Here is a 19,648-nt window from a genome sequence, read left to right on the forward strand (position 1 = left end):
AAAGGAGAAAAAAGCATGAAATGGACACGCTTTTTGCCGCTCGTAGCGGCAACAATGTTAATGACCGCATGCGCATCACCACAAAAGCCAGGTGATGAGGAGGTAGTGCAAGGTGCTGAAAAAAAGGTTGAAACAACTAAAATCCCCAGCATTCAGTTAAGCGATGAGTATTACAAAACGCTAATCCCTGTTAAGGAGAGCGCAAGTCGCGGGCTTGTTGTAACAAACCTTTATACCAAGTATGATACGCGTGAGGTAGAGACAGGTTTAATGCGCCTATCGCAACGTGAGTACCCAACAAGTGATTACTTTATTCAAGAGGGGCAATATTTAGCAAAAGGTACTGTGCAAAACTGGTTAGGGCGTAGCAATAAAACAGAGGAGGGGCTTAACCCTTCTGATGATGGGCTAACGCCTGAGCAACGTGCTATGCAAGCACCAATGTATTTAGCTCATATTGTAGAGCAAAACTATTTAACAAAAACTAAAGACGACAAAGTAACATTAGGTGGTATTTCGATTGGCTTAGCACTAAACAGCGTGTACTATTACCAAAAGGAACAGTACGGTGAGTATTATGAGCAACCAATTGATGATAGTAAGCTCCGTGAAGAAGGACGTAAAATTGCTGACGAAATTTATAAGCGTTTACGTGGGCGTGATGAGTTAAAAAATGTGCCAATCGTTATTGGATTGTATAAACAAAAAGCAAATAATGATATTATTCCTGGCGCATATATGAGCTATAGTGTTGGCAAAGCAGACGCTAAAGGTTTAGGTGAGTGGACGGATATTGAGGAGGAGTATGTATTATTCCCTGCGACAGATGTTAATGACGAGCATCGAGCAATTAATACGAGCTTTGATAATTTTAAGCGCGACGTTAATAAATACTTCTCTAATACAACAAGTGTAATTGGTCGTGGCTTTTATCAAAATAAAGAGATTAAAAAGCTAAGCCTAGAAATCCCTATTCAATTTTTTGGTGAAACCGAAACGGTTGGCTTTACACAATTTGTAGCGAGTGAAATTGCTAAACACTTCCCAAATAATATTTTACTGGAGATTTCCATTAACTCGATGGACGGTCCTGAGGCACTTATTGTGCGTAAGCCTGACGAAAAAGTACCATTTGTGCATATGTATAATGAGTAAAAGTGAGTGTTGCCTAACTAAACCGTTGGGCAACACTTTTGCTATAGATGAAAGATTTTTGTATTTTTACGCAACTAACTGATTTTTAAATCGAAAAATGGTATTATAAAAGGCATGGTTATTGAATTCGGAGGTGTGAAAAATGACAAAACTAACGACACAAGAAGTTAAGCACGTAGCGACATTAGCACGCTTAGCAATTACAGATGCAGAAGCAGAAAAGTTTGCGGAGCAACTTGGTAAAATTACAGAGTACGTAGAACAACTTAGCGAATTAGACACAACTAACGTAGAGCCAACAACGCACGTTTTACCACTTGTAAACGTAATGCGTAAAGACGTAGCAGAAAAAGGCTTAGACCGCGAAAAAATGCTATTAAACGTAAAAGAACACGAGAATGGACAAGTTAAAGTTCCTGCAATCATGGACTAATTATAAAAGGGAGGCTACACGCTCATGACGTTATTCAAACGTTCAGCACAAGAGTTGCAAGCTGCTATACATAATGGCGAGCTAACAATTGTCGAATTAACAAAAGAAGCCTTTGCGCGCATCGAGAAATTAGACGACAGCGTAAAAGCATTTTTAACTTTAAATAAAGAAGCTGCGCTTACACAAGCGGAAGAAATGGACAAAGTGCCAATGGCAGACCGCGGTCCATTATTTGGCTTACCAATCGGTATTAAAGATAATATCGTAACAGAAGGTATCGAAACAACATGTGCCTCTAAAATGTTAGAGGCTTTATGCCAATCTATGACGCAACTGTTATGGATAAAATTAAAGCAGCAGGCATGGTAGTTATCGGTAAAATTAACATGGACGAATTTGCAATGGGTTCTTCAAACGAAAACTCTGCATTCAAAAAAACAACAAACCCATGGAATAGCGAGCATGTACCAGGTGGCTCTTCAGGTGGTTCGGCAGCAGCAGTAGCAGCAGGCGAAGTACCATTTGCACTTGGCTCTGATACAGGCGGCTCTATCCGTCAACCAGCGGCATATTGTGGCGTAGTTGGTATGAAACCAACTTACGGTCGTGTATCACGCTCAGGTTTAGTTGCCTTTGCATCATCACTTGACCAAATTGGTCCAATTACAAATAATGTTGCAGACAACGCAGCATTACTTGAAGTAATTGCAGGTGTTGACGCTAAAGACTCTACATCAGCAAACGTTGAAGTAGCTAACTACACAGCGGCTTTAACAAATGATATTAAAGGCTTACGTGTAGCTGTACCTAAAGAGTTCTTAGGTGAAGGTGTTGGCGAAGCGGCTAAAAAATCAGTAGAAGAAGCAATTGAAGTATTAAAATCATTAGGTGCTACAGTAGAAGAAGTGTCATTACCACACTCAAAATATGCATTAGCAGCTTACTACATTTTATCTTCTTCAGAAGCGTCTTCTAACCTTTCACGCTTTGATGGTATCCGTTATGGCTACCGTGCAGAGAACGCGAAAAACTTATTAGAGCTTTACACACGTTCTCGTGCTGAAGGCTTTGGTGATGAAGTTAAACTACGCATTATGCTTGGTACGTACTCATTATCAGCAGGCTCTTATGATGCTTACTACAAAAAAGCACAACAAGCGCGTACATTAATTAAACAAGACTACGATAAAGTATTCGAAAACTTTGATGTAATTGTTGGACCAACAACACCAACACCAGCATTCAAAATTGGCGAAAACGTAAACGATCCTTTAACAATGTATGCTAACGATATTTTAACAATCCCAATGAACTTAGCTGGTGTACCTGCTATTTCAATCCCATGTGGCTTTGAAGCTGGTCTACCATTAGGCTTACAAATCATTGGTAAACATTTTGACGAGGCAACTATCTACCGCACAGCTCACGCGTTTGAGCAAGCGACAGCATTCCATAAACAAAAGCCTCAAATGTGGGAGGGAAACTAACATGAACTTTGAAACAGTTATCGGTTTAGAAGTACACGTTGAGTTAAAAACAAATTCAAAAATCTTCTCACCAGCGCCAGCGCACTTTGGTGCTGAGCCGAACACAAACACAACAGTAATCGACCTTGGTTACCCTGGCGTATTACCTGTGTTAAACGAAGAAGTAGTTAACTATGCAATGCGTGCAGCACTTGCATTAAATATGGAAATCGAACAAGAAACAAAATTTGACCGTAAAAACTATTTCTACCCTGATAATCCGAAAGCCTACCAAATTTCACAATTTGATAAGCCAATCGGTAAAAATGGTTGGGTAGATATCGAAGTAAACGGCGAAACAAAACGTATTGGTATTACACGCCTTCACATGGAAGAAGACGCGGGTAAACTAACACATGGTGATGGTCACTCACTTGTAGACTTTAACCGTCAAGGTACACCACTTGTAGAAATCGTTTCTGAGCCAGATATCCGTACAGCTGACGAAGCTTACGCATACCTAGAGAAAGTAAAATCAATCATCCAATATACAGGCGTTTCTGACGTGCGTATGGAGGAAGGTTCATTACGCTGTGATGCCAATATCTCGATTCGTCCTTATGGTCAAGAAGAGTTTGGTACAAAAACAGAGCTTAAAAACTTAAACTCATTTAACTTCGTACGTCGTGGTATTGAGTTTGAAGAAAAACGCCAAGAAGAAGTATTAACTTCAGGTGGCGAAATTGAGCAAGAAACACGTCGCTATGACGAAAAAACAGGTAAAACATTATTAATGCGTGTTAAAGAAGGCGCGGATGATTACCGCTACTTCCCAGAGCCAGACTTAGTACAACTATCAATTAGTGATGAGTGGCTTGAAGAAGTACGTGCCTCTATTCCAGAATTACCAGACGCTCGTAAAGCTCGTTATGTGAGCGAGCTTGGCTTAACAGAATATGACGCAGGCGTGCTTGTTGTATCTAAGGATATTTCAGACTTCTTCGAGGCAATGATTGAAGAAAAGGCAGACGCTAAATTAGCGGCTAACTGGTTAATGGGTGATGTATCAGCGTACCTAAACGCAGAGCAAAAAGAATTTAAAGATACAGCATTAACTCCACAAAACCTTGCGGGTATGATTAAACTAATTGCTGATGGTACAATTTCTTCTAAGATTGCTAAAAAAGTTTTCACAGAGCTTGTGAAAAACGGTGGCAAAGCAGAAGACATCGTAAAAGCAAAAGGCTTAGTCCAAATTTCTGACCCAGCGGTATTATTACAAGCTGTAACAGAAGTGCTAGACAACAACCCACAATCAATCGAAGACTTTAAAAATGGTAAAGACCGTGCGATTGGCTTCCTAGTTGGACAAATTATGAAGGCAACAAAAGGTCAAGCGAACCCACCTCTAGTAAATAAAATTTTACAAGAAGAAATCGCAAAACGATAAAATGACAAGCCGACAACAACTTACGTTGTCGGCTTTTTTATTTGTATGAATTGGCTTTTTGATGCACAATAAAAGGATAATGATTGAGGAGGCGTTGACTTTGAAAACAGAACAACAGTATTTTGAAGAAGCAAAACCAATCGCAACGTATATGCAAGAGATGACAGAGCTTAAAGATGATAGCCATGCCATCTACGAAAAATTTGACGTACCACATGATGGCTTTATTGAACGCTTAGCTGAACAAGACTGGCACATTCTCGCAATTACTGAGGATTGGTGTGGCGACGCCATGCTAAATAACCCTGTGATTCGTAAGCTAGCAGAGGCAGCAGGTTTACCAATGCGTGCTGTACTACGTGATGCGGATACCGATTTAATTGACCGCTATTTAACAAATGGTGGTCGCGCCATTCCGATTTATATTATTTTAAATGCAGCAGGCGAGGTTGTTGCTACATGGGGCCCACGTGCGCCTGAGCTTCAGCAAGAGGTCATGGACAAGCGTGCCGAGCTACCAGCACAAGACGACCCAACATTTAAAGAAGCACAGCTGGCGATGTATACTGCAATTCGTAATGAAAACCTAACGACACCAATGAAATGGCAATATGTATACCAAGATTTTAAACGCGTAGTAGAAAAAGCATTCACTAAGTGAGTGCGAGGAGAGACGAACATGAAACGAGCACGAATTATTTATAATCCAACTTCAGGCCGCGAAATTTTTAAGCGTCATTTGCCTGAAGTATTAGAGCGCCTTGAAATCGCAGGCTACGAAACATCTTGTCACGCTACTACATGCGAGGGCGATGCAACACAAGCTGCGATTGAGGCCGTACACCGTAAATTTGATATTATTATCGCTGTTGGTGGCGATGGTACGTTAAACGAAGTCATTTCTGGGGTAAGTGTATTTGAGGAGCGCCCAAAAATCGGGCTAATTCCTATGGGTACAACCAATGACTTTGCGCGCGCTACACATATTCCTCGTACGATTGAGGAGGCACTTGATATTATTATTAAGGGCGATACTATGCCAATTGACGTTGGTGTTATGAACGATGACCGTTATTTTATTAATATTGCGGCGGGTGGGCGTATTACAGAGCTAACGTATGAAGTACCAAGTAAAATGAAAACAGTATTTGGTCCACTTGCGTATTATTTAAAAGGTATTGAGATGATGCCAACAGTTAAAGCATCACATATGCGTATTGAATATGACGACGAGGTATTTGAAGGTGAGACCATGATGTTTTTATGTGGGCTGACTAACTCTGTTGGTGGCTTTGAAAAACTTGCGCCTGATGCGATTTTAAATGACGGTAAGTTTACGCTAATCATCCTAAAAAAATGTGGCATTGCAGACTTTATGAAGCTTGCGACGATGGCGCTACGTGGTGTGCATTTACAAGACGAGCGTGTGATTTATACAAAGGCTAGCCGTATTAATGTAACTTCACTAGAAGAGGTACACCTTAATTTGGACGGCGAGTATGGCGGCGATGCACCTGCTAAGCTCGTAAATTTAAAGCAACACGTGGAGTTCTTTGTGCCATTGCATCTTATGCTCGAAGAAGAACGTAACTATACAAGCAGTGAATCATTGTAATTTTTAGTAAGGTGTCACCTAATATTGTGGCGATTTCGCGTAATAAAATTGAACAACTTTTGAAACCTCTATCCCTTGGCTGATTTTTTTGAGCACGGTAGAGGTTTTTTTGCCCAAAAAAGCGCAAAATAACAAAGCGGGAGGCGAGCGTGATGTACAAAAAGCAAGAAAAGTGGTTAATGATTGTTTGTTTTGTGGTAGCGAGTATTATGATGCTTTCCATCGTAGGACGAATTTTCGCAGGATAGGAGGAAAAATAAATGAACGAATCTGCAGTATATTGGAGCCGAATGTTAACGGAGCTTACACTATCTTTTCATATTTTATATGCAACGATTGGTGTAGGTGTGCCGTTAATGATTATGATAGCGCAGTGGACAGGTTATAAAAATAACGATGAGCATTATATTTTATTAGCACGACGCTGGGCACGTGGCTTTGTTATTACCGTAGCCGTTGGTGTAGTAACAGGGACGGCGATTGGTCTACAGTTATCATTGCTATGGCCAAACTTTATGCAACTGGCAGGGCAAGTTATTGCACTACCATTATTTATGGAAACTTTTGCTTTCTTCTTTGAGGCAATTTTCTTAGGGATTTACTTATATACATGGGATCGATTTGAAAGTCAGAAAAAACACATGCTTTTATTAATCCCAGTAGCTATTGGTGCATCAATGTCAGCCGTATTTATTACGATTGTTAACTCGTTTATGAATGCGCCACAAGGGTTTGATATGGTCAACGGAGAGCTAGTAAATATCCAGCCTGTGCTTGCTATGTTTAACCCAGCAATGCCAACGAAGGTTGCACACGTATTAGCAACAGCTTACATGACATCAGCCTTTGTATTAGCGGCGATTGCAGGGTTCCGTATTTTACGAGGCTCTACACATATTTACCATAAAAAAGCGCTGTATTTATTAATGAAGCTAGGGCTAATCTTCTCTATTGCAACGGCATTAATTGGTGATTTCTCAGGTAAGTATTTAGCTGAGTACCAACCTGAAAAATTAGCTGCAGCTGAGTGGCATTTCGAAACCGGTAAAGACGTGCCGTTAGTGTTGTTTGGTAAGTTAGAAGACGGAGAGGTAAAATATGCGATTAAAATTCCGTTTGCCTTAAGCATTTTAGCGCATAATAATCCGCGTGCTGAGGTAATTGGGCTTGACCAATTTGCTGAGGAAGACGTACCGCCGCTCTATATTCATTACTTATTTGATATTATGGTGTCCATTGGTATGTTGATGATGCTCGTGTCACTCATTTATGTTGTAGCGAAATGGCGTGGCTGGCAGTTTATTTACCGCAAATGGTTTTACTGGATCGTTGTTGCAGGTGGCCCACTATCCTTACTAGGTATTGAAGTAGGTTGGTGGTTAGCAGAGGTTGGTCGTCAACCGTGGATTTTACGCGGTGTTATGCGTACAGCTGAAGGTGCAACAACAAGTGGTCAAGTTGATTTAATGTTTTTATTATTCTGCGGCGTGTATTTAGTGCTCGGCGTAGGTAGTATGGTTGTATTGGTACGTATGTTTAAGAAAAATCCAATTGAGCGTGAGATTGCAGAGCGCCAAGCTGAAAAGGGCGGTGACATCTTATGACATTAGAAGTACTCGGGATTTCAGTATTATGGTTATTTTTATTTGGCTATGTGATTATTGCGTCGATTGATTTCGGCGCAGGCTTCTTTAATGCCTATAGTTTACTAAATGGTAAAAACCATATTATTACGGACATTATTAGCCGCTATCTCTCACCTGTATGGGAAGTAACGAATGTGTTCCTTGTGTTTTTCTTTGTGGGGATCGTCGGCTTCTTTCCGCAAACAGCGTATTATTTTGGCACGGTGCTATTAGTACCCGTTAGTATTTCCATTGTTTTATTATGTATTCGTGGTTCGTATTATGCATTTAGTGCGTACTCACCAGGTAAAAATACAAGCTATGCGTTAACGTATGGTATTGCAGGGCTATTAATACCAGCTTCGTTTTCGGTAGTGTTTGCGATTTCGTCAGGCTCTTTTATTGAAATGAAGGACGGCGCACCAACACTAGACTACTGGAAGCTTTACACAAGTCCGTTTGCTTGGAGTATTGTAGTGTTAAGTATTGTAGCCGTGCTTTATATTTCGGCTGTATTTTTAACTTGGTATGCTGATAAAGCGCGTGACAAAGAGGCGACAAAGCTGATGCGTAAATACGCACTTGTGTGGGCAGCGCCCTTAATGATTGCGGCAGGCGGCATTATTTATGAGCTCAACTTCTTTAATAAGGAGCTATTTGCTCGCATGATTATGATGTGGCCGATGTTTGCAGCATCCGGTATTTTATTTGTAGCAACGGTTTACCTTGTATGGCAAGGTAAGTATTACGGAGCAGCAGTAATTACGTTAATCTCGCAATTTGCACTCGCATTTTTTGCGTATGGTATTGCACATTACCCGTACTTACTCTATCCACACCTAACTATTTACGATAGCTTTACTAATAAAGCGATGGCAATCGCATTAGTCGTTGCTTTTGTGCTAGGGCTGTTACTTTTAATTCCGTCACTTTATTTATTAATGAAACTATTTTTATTTAATAAAGACTATGTACGTGGTGAAGAAGACCATCACGCATAAGGAGGCGCTCGTATGGCAAGTTTCTTTATATTTTATGCACCCTTTATTGTAATTGCAGGCGCAATTGCGGTGGCCTTTTGGGTAGCACCTAAAGATAAGCGTGTAAAATAAAAAGCAGCGACCACAATGTGGTTGCTGCTTTTTCATTACACAACTTTAAAGCTTTGCATTGCTTGTTCAAGTTCAATGACAAGTTGATCAAGTTGTTGCGTATAATTCGCAATTTCTGTAGCAGCTGCTGCCTGCTCTTCCATTGCCGAAGAAATCTCTTCAGATGTTGCTGTTGTTTCTTGTGAGACAGCTGCAATATCCTCAATCATTTGTAATACACCGTCTTTACGTTGCTCAATGTAACGGATAGTGGCTGTTTCCTGCTGAACACGTGCTAAAATGCTACGCAGTGACTGGGCCATGCTAACAATAGATTCACTTACTGCAATAACTGCCTGCTTTTGCTCAGCACTCGTTTGATTTGTTTCGGTCATAACATCAACAAGCTCTGCGGTATCTGTAATTACACTCGCAATAATTTGTTGGATATGAGTCGAGGATGCTTTTGACTCTTCAGCTAGACTACGTACTTCATTAGCTACAACAGCAAAGCCTTTGCCGTGTTCACCCGCACGTGCCGCTTCAATCGAAGCATTAAGCGATAGTAAGTTAGTTTGCTCAGAGATTTGCGAAATTGTATTGGTCACTAACGAAATGGATTGTGATTTTTCGTCTAACTTTTTAATCATGGTCGTTACATTATGGAATGATTGTTCAAGATTAGTGTAGGACAGCTCAAGATGATGTACTTGCTCTGTGCCATGTTGTACATTCACCATTACATTATCCACTTCAGTTTCAATAGCAGACGCATGCTGTGACAGCTCGTCAATCTCGCCACTTAATTGTTGGATGGTAGCTACACCTTGGTCAATTTGCATAGATTGTTGATGTGCGCCCAGTGCAATGGTTTCCGTTGCTTTAGATACTTCAGTAACGGCAGTATTATTGTCTGCTGCAATAATGCTAAGCCCCTTAGTAGAAGAGTCCACCGTATGCACATTATGTTTTACATGTGTCACAAGGTTGCGTATGCTCGCAAGCATTTGATTATATTCCTTAGCTAAGTCACCAATCTCATCTTGTGAAGTCACTTTAAACTCATGTGTTAAATCACCAGCGGCTGTACGACGTAGTACACTCTGGAAGTTACGCACCATTTTAGTAAGGCGCTGTGCTAAGTAGCCTGCACAAGCAAGCCCAATGATTAAGCCGATAATAATAGCAACTAGTGCAGTTAAGCGTAGCTCATTCATTTTGGCTACGAAAATAGATTGTGGATGGTAGGCAATCACTTGCCAATCTAATTTAGGGATAGCGTTACTATAAATATCATAGCTCTTACCATCCTGTGTTACAGTTTGGCGTGTTTCACCTTTATAAACCGCATCCACCCATTGATAGTTTTCTAAGTTTGGGATGTCATCTACTGCAGGGTGTTCGCCACTAATTGAAGGGCGAATGTTTTTACCGTCCATCCCCTCAAGGAAGGACGATACAATAACACCCTTATCATCCAAAATCATTAAGGAGTTAGGTGAGTCTTGTTCAAGCATTTTGCGTACTTCACTAATGCGAGATAAATCAATATCATAGCCAACAGAGCCAATCATTTTGCCATCTTTCATTACAGGCGCTACAAGTGATGCTAAAATGGCTCCCGTTACTTTATCTTCGTTAACACCAATCCATTGTAGCTCAGGGTTGGCTTTTAATTTTTTATATGTAGTAGATTCGCGTGTATCAATACCAATATCACCTGAGAAGGATAGCAATAGTTCTCCTGTAATAAAGTTCATGTAGTACACAGCAGCGAGGCGCTCGTTGTCAGTAGCAATTGATTTAATTGCGCTGTTCATTGAGGCATCAAAATTCTTTTGTGAAGCGTACGAAGCAGCAAGTGTACTAAATACATCAAGCGAGCTTTCGTAATTACGCAAAGAGAGGTCAATATGCTTGGCTACGTTTGCTGTATAGGCTTCGTTAGTAGCGATTGCATCTTCTTTAAAAAATTTACCCGTTGTAAACTGCGTCATTATAGTAGTCGCTAGTAATGCAAGTACAATAGCTAAACTAATAAAGATGCTCCATTTAACGCGTATAGAAAGACGTCGTGGTTGTTTAGTCATTGTTGAATGTCTCCTTTTAGTATAATATTCATACGATAATAATACTACATGAGTTGAGAATGATTAACAATAATTAATAGTCGTTAAGTAATGAAATTGTGCAAAACAACCTACATTACACATAAAATTATAAAATACATCATAAAAGTATCATCCATAAAATAACTTTAAATAGAATTATTTTAATTTACAAACAACTTAAGTTGTGCACGCAATAATAGTTAGCCATACGTAGAGTTATGTTACAATATAAGGATTGAAATGGAGGAACGAAGCATGTCTACACCTGTAAAAAAGAATGAGCAATTAACAGTTTATATAGAGGATCTTACGCATGATGGCAATGGCGTAGCTAAGGTAGATGGCTACCCACTATTTGTGCGCGATGCATTGCCACAAGAAGAAGTGAAAATTCATGTAGTAAAAACATTAAAGAAATATGGCTTTGCTAAAACAATTGAGGTCATTACACCATCACCTGACCGGGTAGTAGCACCTTGCGAATATTTTGAGCAATGTGGTGGCTGTCAGCTACAACATTTGTCTTACGAGGGTCAACTAAAATGGAAGCGCTCGATGGTTGAAAATGTTATGAAACGCATTGGTAAAATTGATGTCCCTGTACATGAAGTAAAAGGTATGAGTGAGCCATGGCACTACCGCAATAAATCACAAATTCCTTTTGTGCAAAGTGCAACAGGATTAGCTGCAGGATTTTATCGCCCGCAATCACATGATGTGGTAGATATGGAGCGTTGCTTAATTCAAAGTAAGGAAGCAGATGCCGTATTAGCGCAGTTAAAGTATGATTTGGCTCGTCTAGATGTTACAGCCTACAATGAACAACAACACCGCGGTGTACTGCGTCATGTCGTAGTGCGTACGGCACGCGCGACGGGTGAAGCTATGGTTGTATTAGTAACAGCACAAAAAAAATTACCACAGCGTGACGCTGTAATTGAAGCAGTACGCAAGGCAATCCCAACAGCTACTTCAATTGTGCAAAATATTAATAGTGCCAAAACCAATGTTATTTTTGGCAATGACACACAAACGTTGTGGGGTAAAGATGCGATAGAAGATACTATTGGTGATGTGCGCTTTGCGATTTCAGCACGTTCATTTTACCAAGTTAACCCTGTACAAACAGAGGTGCTTTACAAGCAAGCGCTTGATTATGCACAACTCACAGGTAACGAAGCAGTAATTGATGCGTATTGTGGTATTGGTTCGATCTCATTATTTTTAGCACAACAAGCTAAATTTGTAATGGGTGTAGAAATCGTACCGCAAGCCATTGAAGATGCTAAAAAGAATGCCGCACTTAACGGTTTAATCAATACGTTATTTGAAGCGGGTGCAGCAGAGGATGTTATTCCACGTTGGTTTAAGGAAGGCAAAGAAGCAGACGTACTTGTTGTAGATCCACCACGTAAAGGTTGCGATGAAAAACTAATCGCTACTATTTTAAGCGAGCGTCCAAAACGTGTAGTTTATGTGTCATGCAATCCCGCAACACTTGCGCGTGATCTTCGCCTACTTGAAGACGGCGGCTATAAAACGCAAGAAGTGCAACCAGTAGATATGTTCCCGCATACTACGCACTGCGAGGCAGTTGCTTGGCTGACGTTAGCAAATTAAAAATGTAAGTAAATACAGCCACGATGCTTAAGCATCGTGGCTGTTGTTTTATTTAATGGTACTCAAAGCTATGAAGTTTGAAGCGCCCATTTATATTTTTATACGTTAAGCTGAGTGGGTATCGCTCACCAAAATAACTTTCTACACCGCTCAGTGTAATAAATGCGTCAGTATCTTGTGTAATTTCAAACTCATTAATATACGGGAAGAAGTTACTGTCACAGTTAATACAGAACTGTGGGTCCTCGTAAAAAGCTCTCACTTGTTGTGTCATTTCTGGTGTAGCCAATTCCAAAATGCTGTGCTCAAAATGTGAGAAAGGTAAGAAGTTGTATCCATCCTCTTCTTGAATGACATTCACATAAAGCACTTGCATAATTTCTTGTGAGATTGGGATTAAGTACATACTCATTTCCTGACGTGATAGACCACTTGTTGCAGGTGGCGCTGTAGGAGGGGGCGGCGGTGGCTCTTCCTCAACGACAGGTTCGGTTTGTACTGCTACAGGTTGTGCTTTAGGTTCTTCTTTTTCAACAGGTTTTTCAATAGGCTTTTCAGTAGGTGCTACTGTTGTTTGTTCGCGGATGGGCTCTATGTTTTCAACAGGAGCTTCAGCTTCAGGTTTGACATTGCAAGCTGTAAGTACTAACACAGCTAATACAATTGCTAATTGTTTCATGATATAACCTCCTTTACTGTTAGTATATACCAAAATTATGATAGTTGTTTGCAAATTTCGGCATTTGGGAAAAGTAGCGTGAGAGGTGAGTGGGATGAAAAAAGTTTATGCATGTATAGGGGTGGCAACTTTGCTGTTGTTGAGTGCCTGTAATGAAGCTGCTGAAGTAGAGGAAGAACCAGTGGCTGAAGCTGTAACATCGCCGCAGGAAGATATACATGATCAGCGTGAGCATATTAAAAGTCAATTGCAACAGGATATACTTTTGCCAAATCCAACAGTTACTAAAGGTAATTATTTAGCAACAACGGTAAGTGACAATGGGCATACTGCGCAAATTACGTATTATGAAAGTGGTACGCCTTATGTAGTTAATGATGATGCAATTCCTGCAGAGGCAAAATTACTTGCGCGCTTGGAGGTTACTTCATTTGCGAGTGAGGCAGAGGTTACTGAGTTAGTTGGTCATCAAGATTATACGCAAGCAGGTGGTCAGCCTGTACAATTAAATAAAGCGATTACTGCCTACCAAGATGCAGGTGCGGGCTCTGTATTTACAAGCTGGAATGAGGGCAACTGGGCAATGACAGTACGTGCCTTAACAGCCAATCCAGAGAAAGGCGTGGCACTAGCGAAGGAAATTGTAGATTATTTAGATACTCATTTATTGCCACCACCTGTAGTTGGTTCACTGCATGCAGATGCAGAAGGTGGCGATAATCAAGTGATAACATGGCAAATGGATCATCAACTTTATCATCTAGAGGGTAATGATATTATGACGTTACTTGCAGTAGCTACAAGTGCTAACCAATAAAAATAGAGACCGCCATGGTGGCGGTCTCTATTTGGTTATAGCTTAAAGTAATTGACTTGGTGATTTAATTCTTCGGCGCGTGTTGCGAGCTGGTCAGTGCCGCGTGCCATCTCATCAAGTGTGCTAGCTGTTTCTTGCACAGTTGCGCTTGTTTCTTCTACACCAGCGGCAGCCTGTTGGGAAATTGCCGCAATATCATCAATTGCATGATTAATTTGTGATGTTGTACCCGAAATTCCTTCAAGGTTAGTGGTAATAGTTTGAATGTTAGTTGACATACCGTTCACTGCTTCAGAGATACGTGTGAAGGTAGCGTCTGTTTCGGTAATTTGTGCTGTACCTTTTTTAACTTCTTCATAACCAGCGTGCAGTGATTTAGTAACGTCTGCTGTTTCGTCTTGGATACGCGTTACGATGGATGAGATATCAGTAACCGACAAGGAAACTTGCTCGGCTAATTTGCGTACTTCATCTGCTACAACAGCAAAGCCCTTACCCTGCTCACCAGCGCGTGCTGCTTCAATGGCTGCATTTAATGCGAGTAGGTTAGTTTGGTCGGCGATAGAGTCAATTACAAGTACAAGCTCAGAAATTTCTTTTGATTGTTCATTTAGCCCTTCGACTTTTTGTACAGCTACTTGTACGATTGCATCAATATCATTCATTTGCTTCGTGGAGTCATTCATATAACGTTGACCTGTTAAGGTTAAGGTAAGCACGTTATCAGAGTGCGTCATAAGCTCCTCACCTTCTTGACTAGCAACAACAACTGTTGAAGAAAAGTTTTCCATAATTTGTGCTAAATCAGTTGCGCTACTTGCTTGTTGCTCAGCACCTTCAGCTAGCTCTTGCATAGTACGCGCTACTTGTTCAGCACCTGTTCGTACTTCGTTAGAAGATTGTGCAATTTCCTCACTGTTAGCCGCTACAGTTTGCGCTACGTCATTAATTACGGTTAATGTACCACGTAGTTGCTCATTCATACTGTTTGTAGCATCTACAAGTAAACTGATTTCATCTTTAGTTTTTACAACAAGTGGAGGTTGACGCAAATCACCATTCGCAAGGTTTTGCATATAGTTTACAACTTGTCGAATTGGCTTAGTCATTAAATCGGCTGTTACAATGCCAATGATAATAGAGGCAATAATGACAGAAACGCCAACAATTAGGCCAATAATTTTTGCCTTTTGGGCATCAGCCGTCATTTTTTGTCCGCGATTCGTAATATTTTGACTACTTACTTCAGCCATTTGTTGATAGCCATTACTCACCTCTGTGCCAAGCGTTACTGCTTTTTCGGCATTAGCAATAGCTTTTGTACGGTCCTTTTTATATACAGCAAAGACACCAGTTTGGATTTGCTCGCGCCAGTCTCGTGCTTTATCTGCCAGTGTGTTAAGTGCGGCAGCTTCTTCTGGTGCTGTTAATTCATTTAATACCTTTACTTGTTCTTCCGCTACATCAATATAATGATCAAATGTTTTAATATGTATAGGGTCACCTGTTAGTAAATAATTTGCTACTGCTGCTGTACGAAGATTGATAGATGTAGCAAGTTCGTCGTTAGCCATTAGTAGGCGTAAGTCCTCATCCACAATTGTTTTACTCTCATTCGCTACTATAGTATTAGCCGAAAAGCTATAAATACTGTAGACAGCAACGAAAACAACAATGATGGCAAAGGCACTTAACAATTTCATTTTAATCGATTTCATTCCAAAATCCTCCTTTTTTACTATTACTCATAATTTTAGCAATAGTATACTATGATAACAAGTTCGATACGCAATAGAAGAAATTTTGGTCATTAAACACAATAAAGCACAAGGTTAGAACGGAAAAGGTGGTTGTTAAATAAAAAAGCGCCCCGAAAAAGGAGCGCGATTGTTCATTATTCGTAACGTAATGCTTCGATAGGGCTAAGCTTAGAAGCTTTGTTGGCAGGTAAGATACCAAATACAATCCCAATCAATGAAGAAAAGGCTACGCCAATTAAGATGACGATAGGGTTCATTGAAGCTGCGAATGGTAAGAATTGTGAGGCAATGGTTGTTACAATTGTAGCGAAGCCAATGCCAATCAAGCCACCTAATGAAGTTAGCGTTACAGATTCAATTAAAAATTGTAATAAAATTTGCCCGCGAGTAGCACCTAGCGCTTTGCGTAGACCAATTTCACGTGTACGCTCTGTAACAGATACTAGCATAATATTCATAACACCAATACCGCCAACAAGTAGAGAGATGCCGGCAATACTACTAATGAATAATGTAATAGTTGAGTAGAACTTATCAAACTCCTCTAAGAACTCGGACATATCATTTGTTTGATAGTAGCCATCTTCACTACCTACAATAGCAGTCAGTTTTTCGGCTGCGGCATTACCTGTTTCACTTAATGTTTCTGGATTATCTGCGATTACTTCAATTTCCTCAATCTCGCGACTGCCAAACATTAAGGCAATAAGTGTACGAGGCATTAGCATTTCACCACTAGAGAAGCCATCAAATTGTAAAAGCTCTTCAGGTAGTGTTGATTTATACACACCTACGATTTTATAAGGATTATCATCAATATCAACAATAGCGCCAACGGCATCTTCGTCAGGCTTAAATAATTTTTCACGCGTGACAGAGTCAATCATAGCTACACGAGAGTAACTGTCATTATCGCGCGTATTAAGACGACGACCTTCAAGTAGTTGGATGTCTTTTGCGATAAAGTATTGATTATCAATCCCTTTAATTTGCATCTCAGCTGTTTTGTCATTGTTGATAAGGTTACCCCAGCCACTATTAGTACCAATCACCGTTTTAACACCAGGTACTTCTTTTAATTGTAGTAACTGTTCTGATGTTACTTCAGGTGGTTCAATCCATTCCATTTCACCTGTTTCGTCAAAAGTTGTTTGCTCAAAGTTAAGTGAAATGGCATTATCATCAGCGTTAAACATATCGTCAGTCATTTGCTTTTTAGCACCTTCACCGATTGCAACAACGATAATAACCGCACCTACACCAATGATGATGCCGAGCATGGTAAGGATGGAACGTACTTTATGATTCCAAATAGAAGAGAGCGCAAGGACAAAGCTTTCCCAAATATTCACTTGACCACCTTCTTATCTTCCACGATTAAGCCGTCACGTAGTAGAATGATGCGGTCTGTATAGGCTGCAATTTCTTCTTCATGGGTAACGATAATAACGGTTTTACCTTCGCGGTTAAGCTCAGTTAATAGCTCCATAATTTGCACACCTGTTTTAGAGTCAAGTGCGCCTGTTGGTTCATCTGCTAAAATGATTGAAGGATTATTTACAAGTGCGCGGGCAATAGCTACACGTTGTTTTTGACCACCAGATAGCTCACTAGGCAAATGCCCCATACGCTCCTCAAGACCTACTTTAACTAACAAATCTTTAGCGCGCTCTGCACGTTCTTTCTTTGAAACTCCCGCATAAATGAGTGGTGTTTCGACATTTTTTTGTGCGTTAAGCCTTGGTAATAAAAAGAACTGCTGAAAGACAAAGCCAATATGTTCATTGCGCAGTTTAGCTAAATCTTTTTCTTTAGCACTGCCCACATCATCTCCATGTAAAAAATACGTACCCTCGGTTTGCTTGTCCAAAAAGCCAATAATATTCATTAATGTGGATTTACCGGAGCCAGAAGGCCCCATAATAGCGACAAATTCGCCATCAGCAATCGTTAAATCAATACCATGTAGTACAGGCACACGTAATTCGCCTGAGCCGTATACTTTTGTGATGTTACTTAGCTTCATCTTTTGTCGCCTCCTCTGTTGGTTCTTCTTGAGGCTCCATTTCTTCTTCAATTACTTCTTCTACTGGTGCATCTTCTTCAAGCATATCTTCATCCATTAATGGCTCATCTACAGAAGGAAGGTCTTTTGCTTTAACCTCTTTACCTACCTCAAGATTTTTTTGTGCCACGATGTATGGGTTAATAACAACTAGCTCGCCTTCTTCTAAGCCTTCTGCAATACCTGCAAACTCGTCGCTAGAGTCACCTAAAACGATTGAGCGTTTTTCCATGATATTGTCTGCTGTTAGGACATAAACAAACTCTTCGCCGTTTTCGTCAATATCAATTGCCATGTGTGGGATTGCTAGCTGTTCGCTTTGCTCTAAGTCCGACACATTGATTTCAAGTGATACGTGGAAACCTTGACGCAGTTCAGATGTATCATCAGTAATGGCTACCTTGAACGGGTACATTGTAACGTTACCGCCACCGCCGCCACCCATTTCATCGCCGCCACCTTCGCCACCTGGGAAGTGTGAGACAGATTCAATTGTGCCGTTCCATGTGCGGTCTTTAAATACTTTAGGTCGAATGATAACAGGTTGGTCCTGCTTGATTTTTACCGTATCAAATTCACTCATCGAGCCAATGACTTTAAATGGTCCGCTTGAAATAATATGTACGATAGGCTCGCTACTACCATTTTCGCTTGGCTCAACGTTTTTATTAATTTTCACGATGATGCCATCAATCTTACTCTTTACAACCATTTTTTCTTTTGTTGCAGCTAAGTCATTAATTGTTTCTTGCGCAGAGGAAATTTCGCCCTTAATGTTTTCAACTTCCATTTCAAGGGATACAATTTCTTTAGCCGCTGCATTTAGTTCAGCTTTAGATAATTCAGGGTTCTTCTTCATATCTGTCAGTTGCTTACGTGCAGCGCCAAGCTCATTTACTGTAATGTTTAAACGGCTTGTTGTTAAATCACGTGCGCGAACAGCTTTCGTGTATTCATTGTTAACCTTTGTTGCATCATAAGCGAAGAGGGGAGTGCCCGCCTTAACTTGTTGATTTTCTTTTACTAAAAATTCTTTGATTTCACCATTTTCACCTTCTGCAAATACTTTTTGCTCATCAGTAGGGATAATTTTACCTGTTACTAAAATGGTTTCACCAAGCTCTTGCTTTGCTACTGGCTCAGTCATTAAAGGCTCATCAAAATCTTCAAACCCTTCATTATTGCCTTTTAGCTTTAGCACAGCAAATACAATACCAGCAATAACAAGTAGCCCAATAATTATGCCGAGTACAATCTTTTTTGTTTTACTCATTGCTTACCTCCAATTAATTTAGTGCAAACGAATGCCTATACTGTAGTACGAAACAGTACGGATTATGTTTCATAATTTAATAGACGAGCGAGAATTGGGAAAAGTTGAGTCTTACGCGGAAAAGCATAGTATACTAATTGATGAAGCAAGTGTTAGCAAACAAAATCAGTGTTTTTTTAACAGCTTTCCGAAAGAAGTCTCCCACCTCAAGGAACGTAAAGGGTATAGCCCTGTGAGTAGGTGGGAGATGAATTTCGGTTGGCTTTAGCCAACGTTATTTTTCTAAGCCTTTTCTCAATAATTCGAGAATAGTTGCTGTTCTTGTAGCTATTCCGTTTTCTTCTTGGTATTTATCTAATTTCTCGATAATTGGTTTAGGCATACGAACTTCTACTCGTTCTTTATTATTTTTCAAAACTATCACCTCTTACTTGATTGTACGGTATTTCTACGATACAATCAATATATACGATATTATTCCGTACAAA

Annotated in this window: 16 protein-coding genes and 1 pseudogene; 10 read left to right on the forward strand and 7 right to left on the reverse strand. The window is 40.2% G+C overall.

The features are described from left to right. Nucleotides 1-15 precede the first annotated feature (15 nt). The 8 genes and pseudogenes from CH76_RS08575 (at nucleotide 16) to CH76_RS08610 (ending at nucleotide 8,745) form a co-directional block, all read left to right on the forward strand. Nucleotides 16-1,155, forward strand: a complete 1,140-nt coding sequence (locus CH76_RS08575; protein ID WP_036145106.1) for a CamS family sex pheromone protein — start codon at nucleotides 16-18, stop codon at nucleotides 1,153-1,155. A 142-nt stretch (nucleotides 1,156-1,297) separates the two neighbouring features. Further along, complete coding sequence (gatC, locus tag CH76_RS08580) at nucleotides 1,298-1,588, forward strand: Asp-tRNA(Asn)/Glu-tRNA(Gln) amidotransferase subunit GatC (protein ID WP_036145107.1); 291 nt, start codon at nucleotides 1,298-1,300, stop codon at nucleotides 1,586-1,588. Nucleotides 1,589-1,612: 24 nt separating this feature from the next. Continuing rightward, nucleotides 1,613-3,075: pseudogene (gatA, locus tag CH76_RS08585) on the forward strand (Asp-tRNA(Asn)/Glu-tRNA(Gln) amidotransferase subunit GatA). Nucleotide 3,076: 1 nt separating this feature from the next. Continuing rightward, the gene (gatB, locus tag CH76_RS08590; RefSeq protein WP_036145108.1) at nucleotides 3,077-4,504 is read left to right on the forward strand and encodes an Asp-tRNA(Asn)/Glu-tRNA(Gln) amidotransferase subunit GatB; all 1,428 of its coding nucleotides are present in this window, start codon (nucleotides 3,077-3,079) and stop codon (nucleotides 4,502-4,504) included. Nucleotides 4,505-4,604: 100 nt separating this feature from the next. After that, nucleotides 4,605-5,165 (forward strand): thioredoxin family protein, encoded by a 561-nt coding sequence (locus CH76_RS08595; protein WP_036145109.1) that lies wholly within the window; start codon nucleotides 4,605-4,607, stop codon nucleotides 5,163-5,165. Nucleotides 5,166-5,183: 18 nt separating this feature from the next. After that, nucleotides 5,184-6,119, forward strand: coding sequence for a diacylglycerol kinase (locus tag CH76_RS08600; RefSeq protein WP_036145110.1), 936 nt, complete (start codon nucleotides 5,184-5,186; stop codon nucleotides 6,117-6,119). Nucleotides 6,120-6,379: 260 nt separating this feature from the next. Beyond that, nucleotides 6,380-7,723, forward strand: a complete 1,344-nt coding sequence (locus tag CH76_RS08605) for a cytochrome ubiquinol oxidase subunit I (protein ID WP_036145111.1) — start codon at nucleotides 6,380-6,382, stop codon at nucleotides 7,721-7,723. Beyond that, on the forward strand, nucleotides 7,720-8,745 hold the full coding sequence (locus CH76_RS08610; RefSeq protein ID WP_036145112.1) for a cytochrome d ubiquinol oxidase subunit II: 1,026 nt from the start codon (nucleotides 7,720-7,722) through the stop codon (nucleotides 8,743-8,745). Before CH76_RS08605 ends, CH76_RS08610 begins: the two co-directional genes overlap by 4 nt. Nucleotides 8,746-8,891: 146 nt before the next feature. On the opposite strand, the gene CH76_RS08615 is transcribed toward CH76_RS08610, so the two are convergent. Then, entirely contained in the window at nucleotides 8,892-10,925 is a 2,034-nt protein-coding gene (locus CH76_RS08615) for a methyl-accepting chemotaxis protein (protein ID WP_036145113.1), read from the reverse strand. A gap of 276 nt (nucleotides 10,926-11,201) precedes the next feature. Between CH76_RS08615 and rlmD the strand changes: the two genes are divergently transcribed. After that, nucleotides 11,202-12,566, forward strand: a complete 1,365-nt coding sequence (gene rlmD / locus CH76_RS08620; RefSeq protein ID WP_036145114.1) for a 23S rRNA (uracil(1939)-C(5))-methyltransferase RlmD — start codon at nucleotides 11,202-11,204, stop codon at nucleotides 12,564-12,566. Between the two features lie 52 nt (nucleotides 12,567-12,618). Here rlmD and CH76_RS08625 read toward each other — a convergent pair whose 3' ends face one another. After that, entirely contained in the window at nucleotides 12,619-13,245 is a 627-nt protein-coding gene (locus tag CH76_RS08625; RefSeq protein WP_036145115.1) for a hypothetical protein, read from the reverse strand. 94 nt (nucleotides 13,246-13,339) lie between these two features. On the opposite strand from CH76_RS08625, the gene CH76_RS13510 reads away from it, so the two are divergent. Beyond that, nucleotides 13,340-14,062: a hypothetical protein gene (locus CH76_RS13510; protein WP_051910295.1), complete on the forward strand. Its 723-nt coding sequence runs from the start codon at nucleotides 13,340-13,342 to the stop codon at nucleotides 14,060-14,062. Between the two features lie 35 nt (nucleotides 14,063-14,097). Here CH76_RS13510 and CH76_RS08635 read toward each other — a convergent pair whose 3' ends face one another. From CH76_RS08635 to CH76_RS13990, 5 genes are all read right to left on the reverse strand, one after another. Beyond that, on the reverse strand, nucleotides 14,098-15,780 hold the full coding sequence (locus CH76_RS08635) for a methyl-accepting chemotaxis protein (RefSeq protein ID WP_036145116.1): 1,683 nt from the start codon (nucleotides 15,778-15,780) through the stop codon (nucleotides 14,098-14,100). Between the two features lie 176 nt (nucleotides 15,781-15,956). Next, entirely contained in the window at nucleotides 15,957-17,174 is a 1,218-nt protein-coding gene (locus CH76_RS08640; RefSeq protein WP_036145117.1) for an ABC transporter permease, read from the reverse strand. Continuing rightward, complete coding sequence (locus CH76_RS08645) at nucleotides 17,171-17,848, reverse strand: ABC transporter ATP-binding protein (protein ID WP_036145118.1); 678 nt, start codon at nucleotides 17,846-17,848, stop codon at nucleotides 17,171-17,173. Before CH76_RS08645 ends, CH76_RS08640 begins: the two co-directional genes overlap by 4 nt. Next, a complete protein-coding gene (locus tag CH76_RS08650; RefSeq protein ID WP_152553317.1) occupies nucleotides 17,835-19,160 on the reverse strand; it encodes an efflux RND transporter periplasmic adaptor subunit in 1,326 nt (441 codons plus the stop codon). The genes CH76_RS08645 and CH76_RS08650 overlap by 14 nt, the downstream gene beginning before the upstream one ends. Nucleotides 19,161-19,434: 274 nt before the next feature. After that, the gene (locus CH76_RS13990; protein ID WP_235190379.1) at nucleotides 19,435-19,584 is read right to left on the reverse strand and encodes a ribbon-helix-helix domain-containing protein; all 150 of its coding nucleotides are present in this window, start codon (nucleotides 19,582-19,584) and stop codon (nucleotides 19,435-19,437) included. Nucleotides 19,585-19,648: the final 64 nt, after the last annotated feature.

Source organism: Lysinibacillus sp. BF-4 (assembly GCF_000743635.1).
GTDB lineage: Bacteria > Bacillota > Bacilli > Bacillales_A > Planococcaceae > Metalysinibacillus > Metalysinibacillus saudimassiliensis.

Bases quoted from the DNA above. Each gene is read 5' to 3' on its own strand.
- CH76_RS08575 (WP_036145106.1), top strand. From the start codon at position 16: ATGAAATGGACACGCTTTTTGCCGCTCGTAGCGGCAACAATGTTAATG.
- gatC (WP_036145107.1), top strand. From the start codon at position 1,298: ATGACAAAACTAACGACACAAGAAGTTAAGCACGTAGCGACATTAGCA.
- gatB (WP_036145108.1), top strand. From the start codon at position 3,077: ATGAACTTTGAAACAGTTATCGGTTTAGAAGTACACGTTGAGTTAAAA.
- CH76_RS08600 (WP_036145110.1), top strand. From the start codon at position 5,184: ATGAAACGAGCACGAATTATTTATAATCCAACTTCAGGCCGCGAAATT.
- CH76_RS08605 (WP_036145111.1), top strand. From the start codon at position 6,380: ATGAACGAATCTGCAGTATATTGGAGCCGAATGTTAACGGAGCTTACA.
- CH76_RS08610 (WP_036145112.1), top strand. From the start codon at position 7,720: ATGACATTAGAAGTACTCGGGATTTCAGTATTATGGTTATTTTTATTT.
- CH76_RS08615 (WP_036145113.1), bottom strand. From the start codon at position 10,925: ATGACTAAACAACCACGACGTCTTTCTATACGCGTTAAATGGAGCATC.
- rlmD (WP_036145114.1), top strand. From the start codon at position 11,202: ATGTCTACACCTGTAAAAAAGAATGAGCAATTAACAGTTTATATAGAG.
- CH76_RS08625 (WP_036145115.1), bottom strand. From the start codon at position 13,245: ATGAAACAATTAGCAATTGTATTAGCTGTGTTAGTACTTACAGCTTGC.
- CH76_RS13510 (WP_051910295.1), top strand. From the start codon at position 13,340: ATGAAAAAAGTTTATGCATGTATAGGGGTGGCAACTTTGCTGTTGTTG.
- CH76_RS08635 (WP_036145116.1), bottom strand. From the start codon at position 15,780: ATGAAATCGATTAAAATGAAATTGTTAAGTGCCTTTGCCATCATTGTT.
- CH76_RS08645 (WP_036145118.1), bottom strand. From the start codon at position 17,848: ATGAAGCTAAGTAACATCACAAAAGTATACGGCTCAGGCGAATTACGT.
- CH76_RS08650 (WP_152553317.1), bottom strand. From the start codon at position 19,160: ATGAGTAAAACAAAAAAGATTGTACTCGGCATAATTATTGGGCTACTT.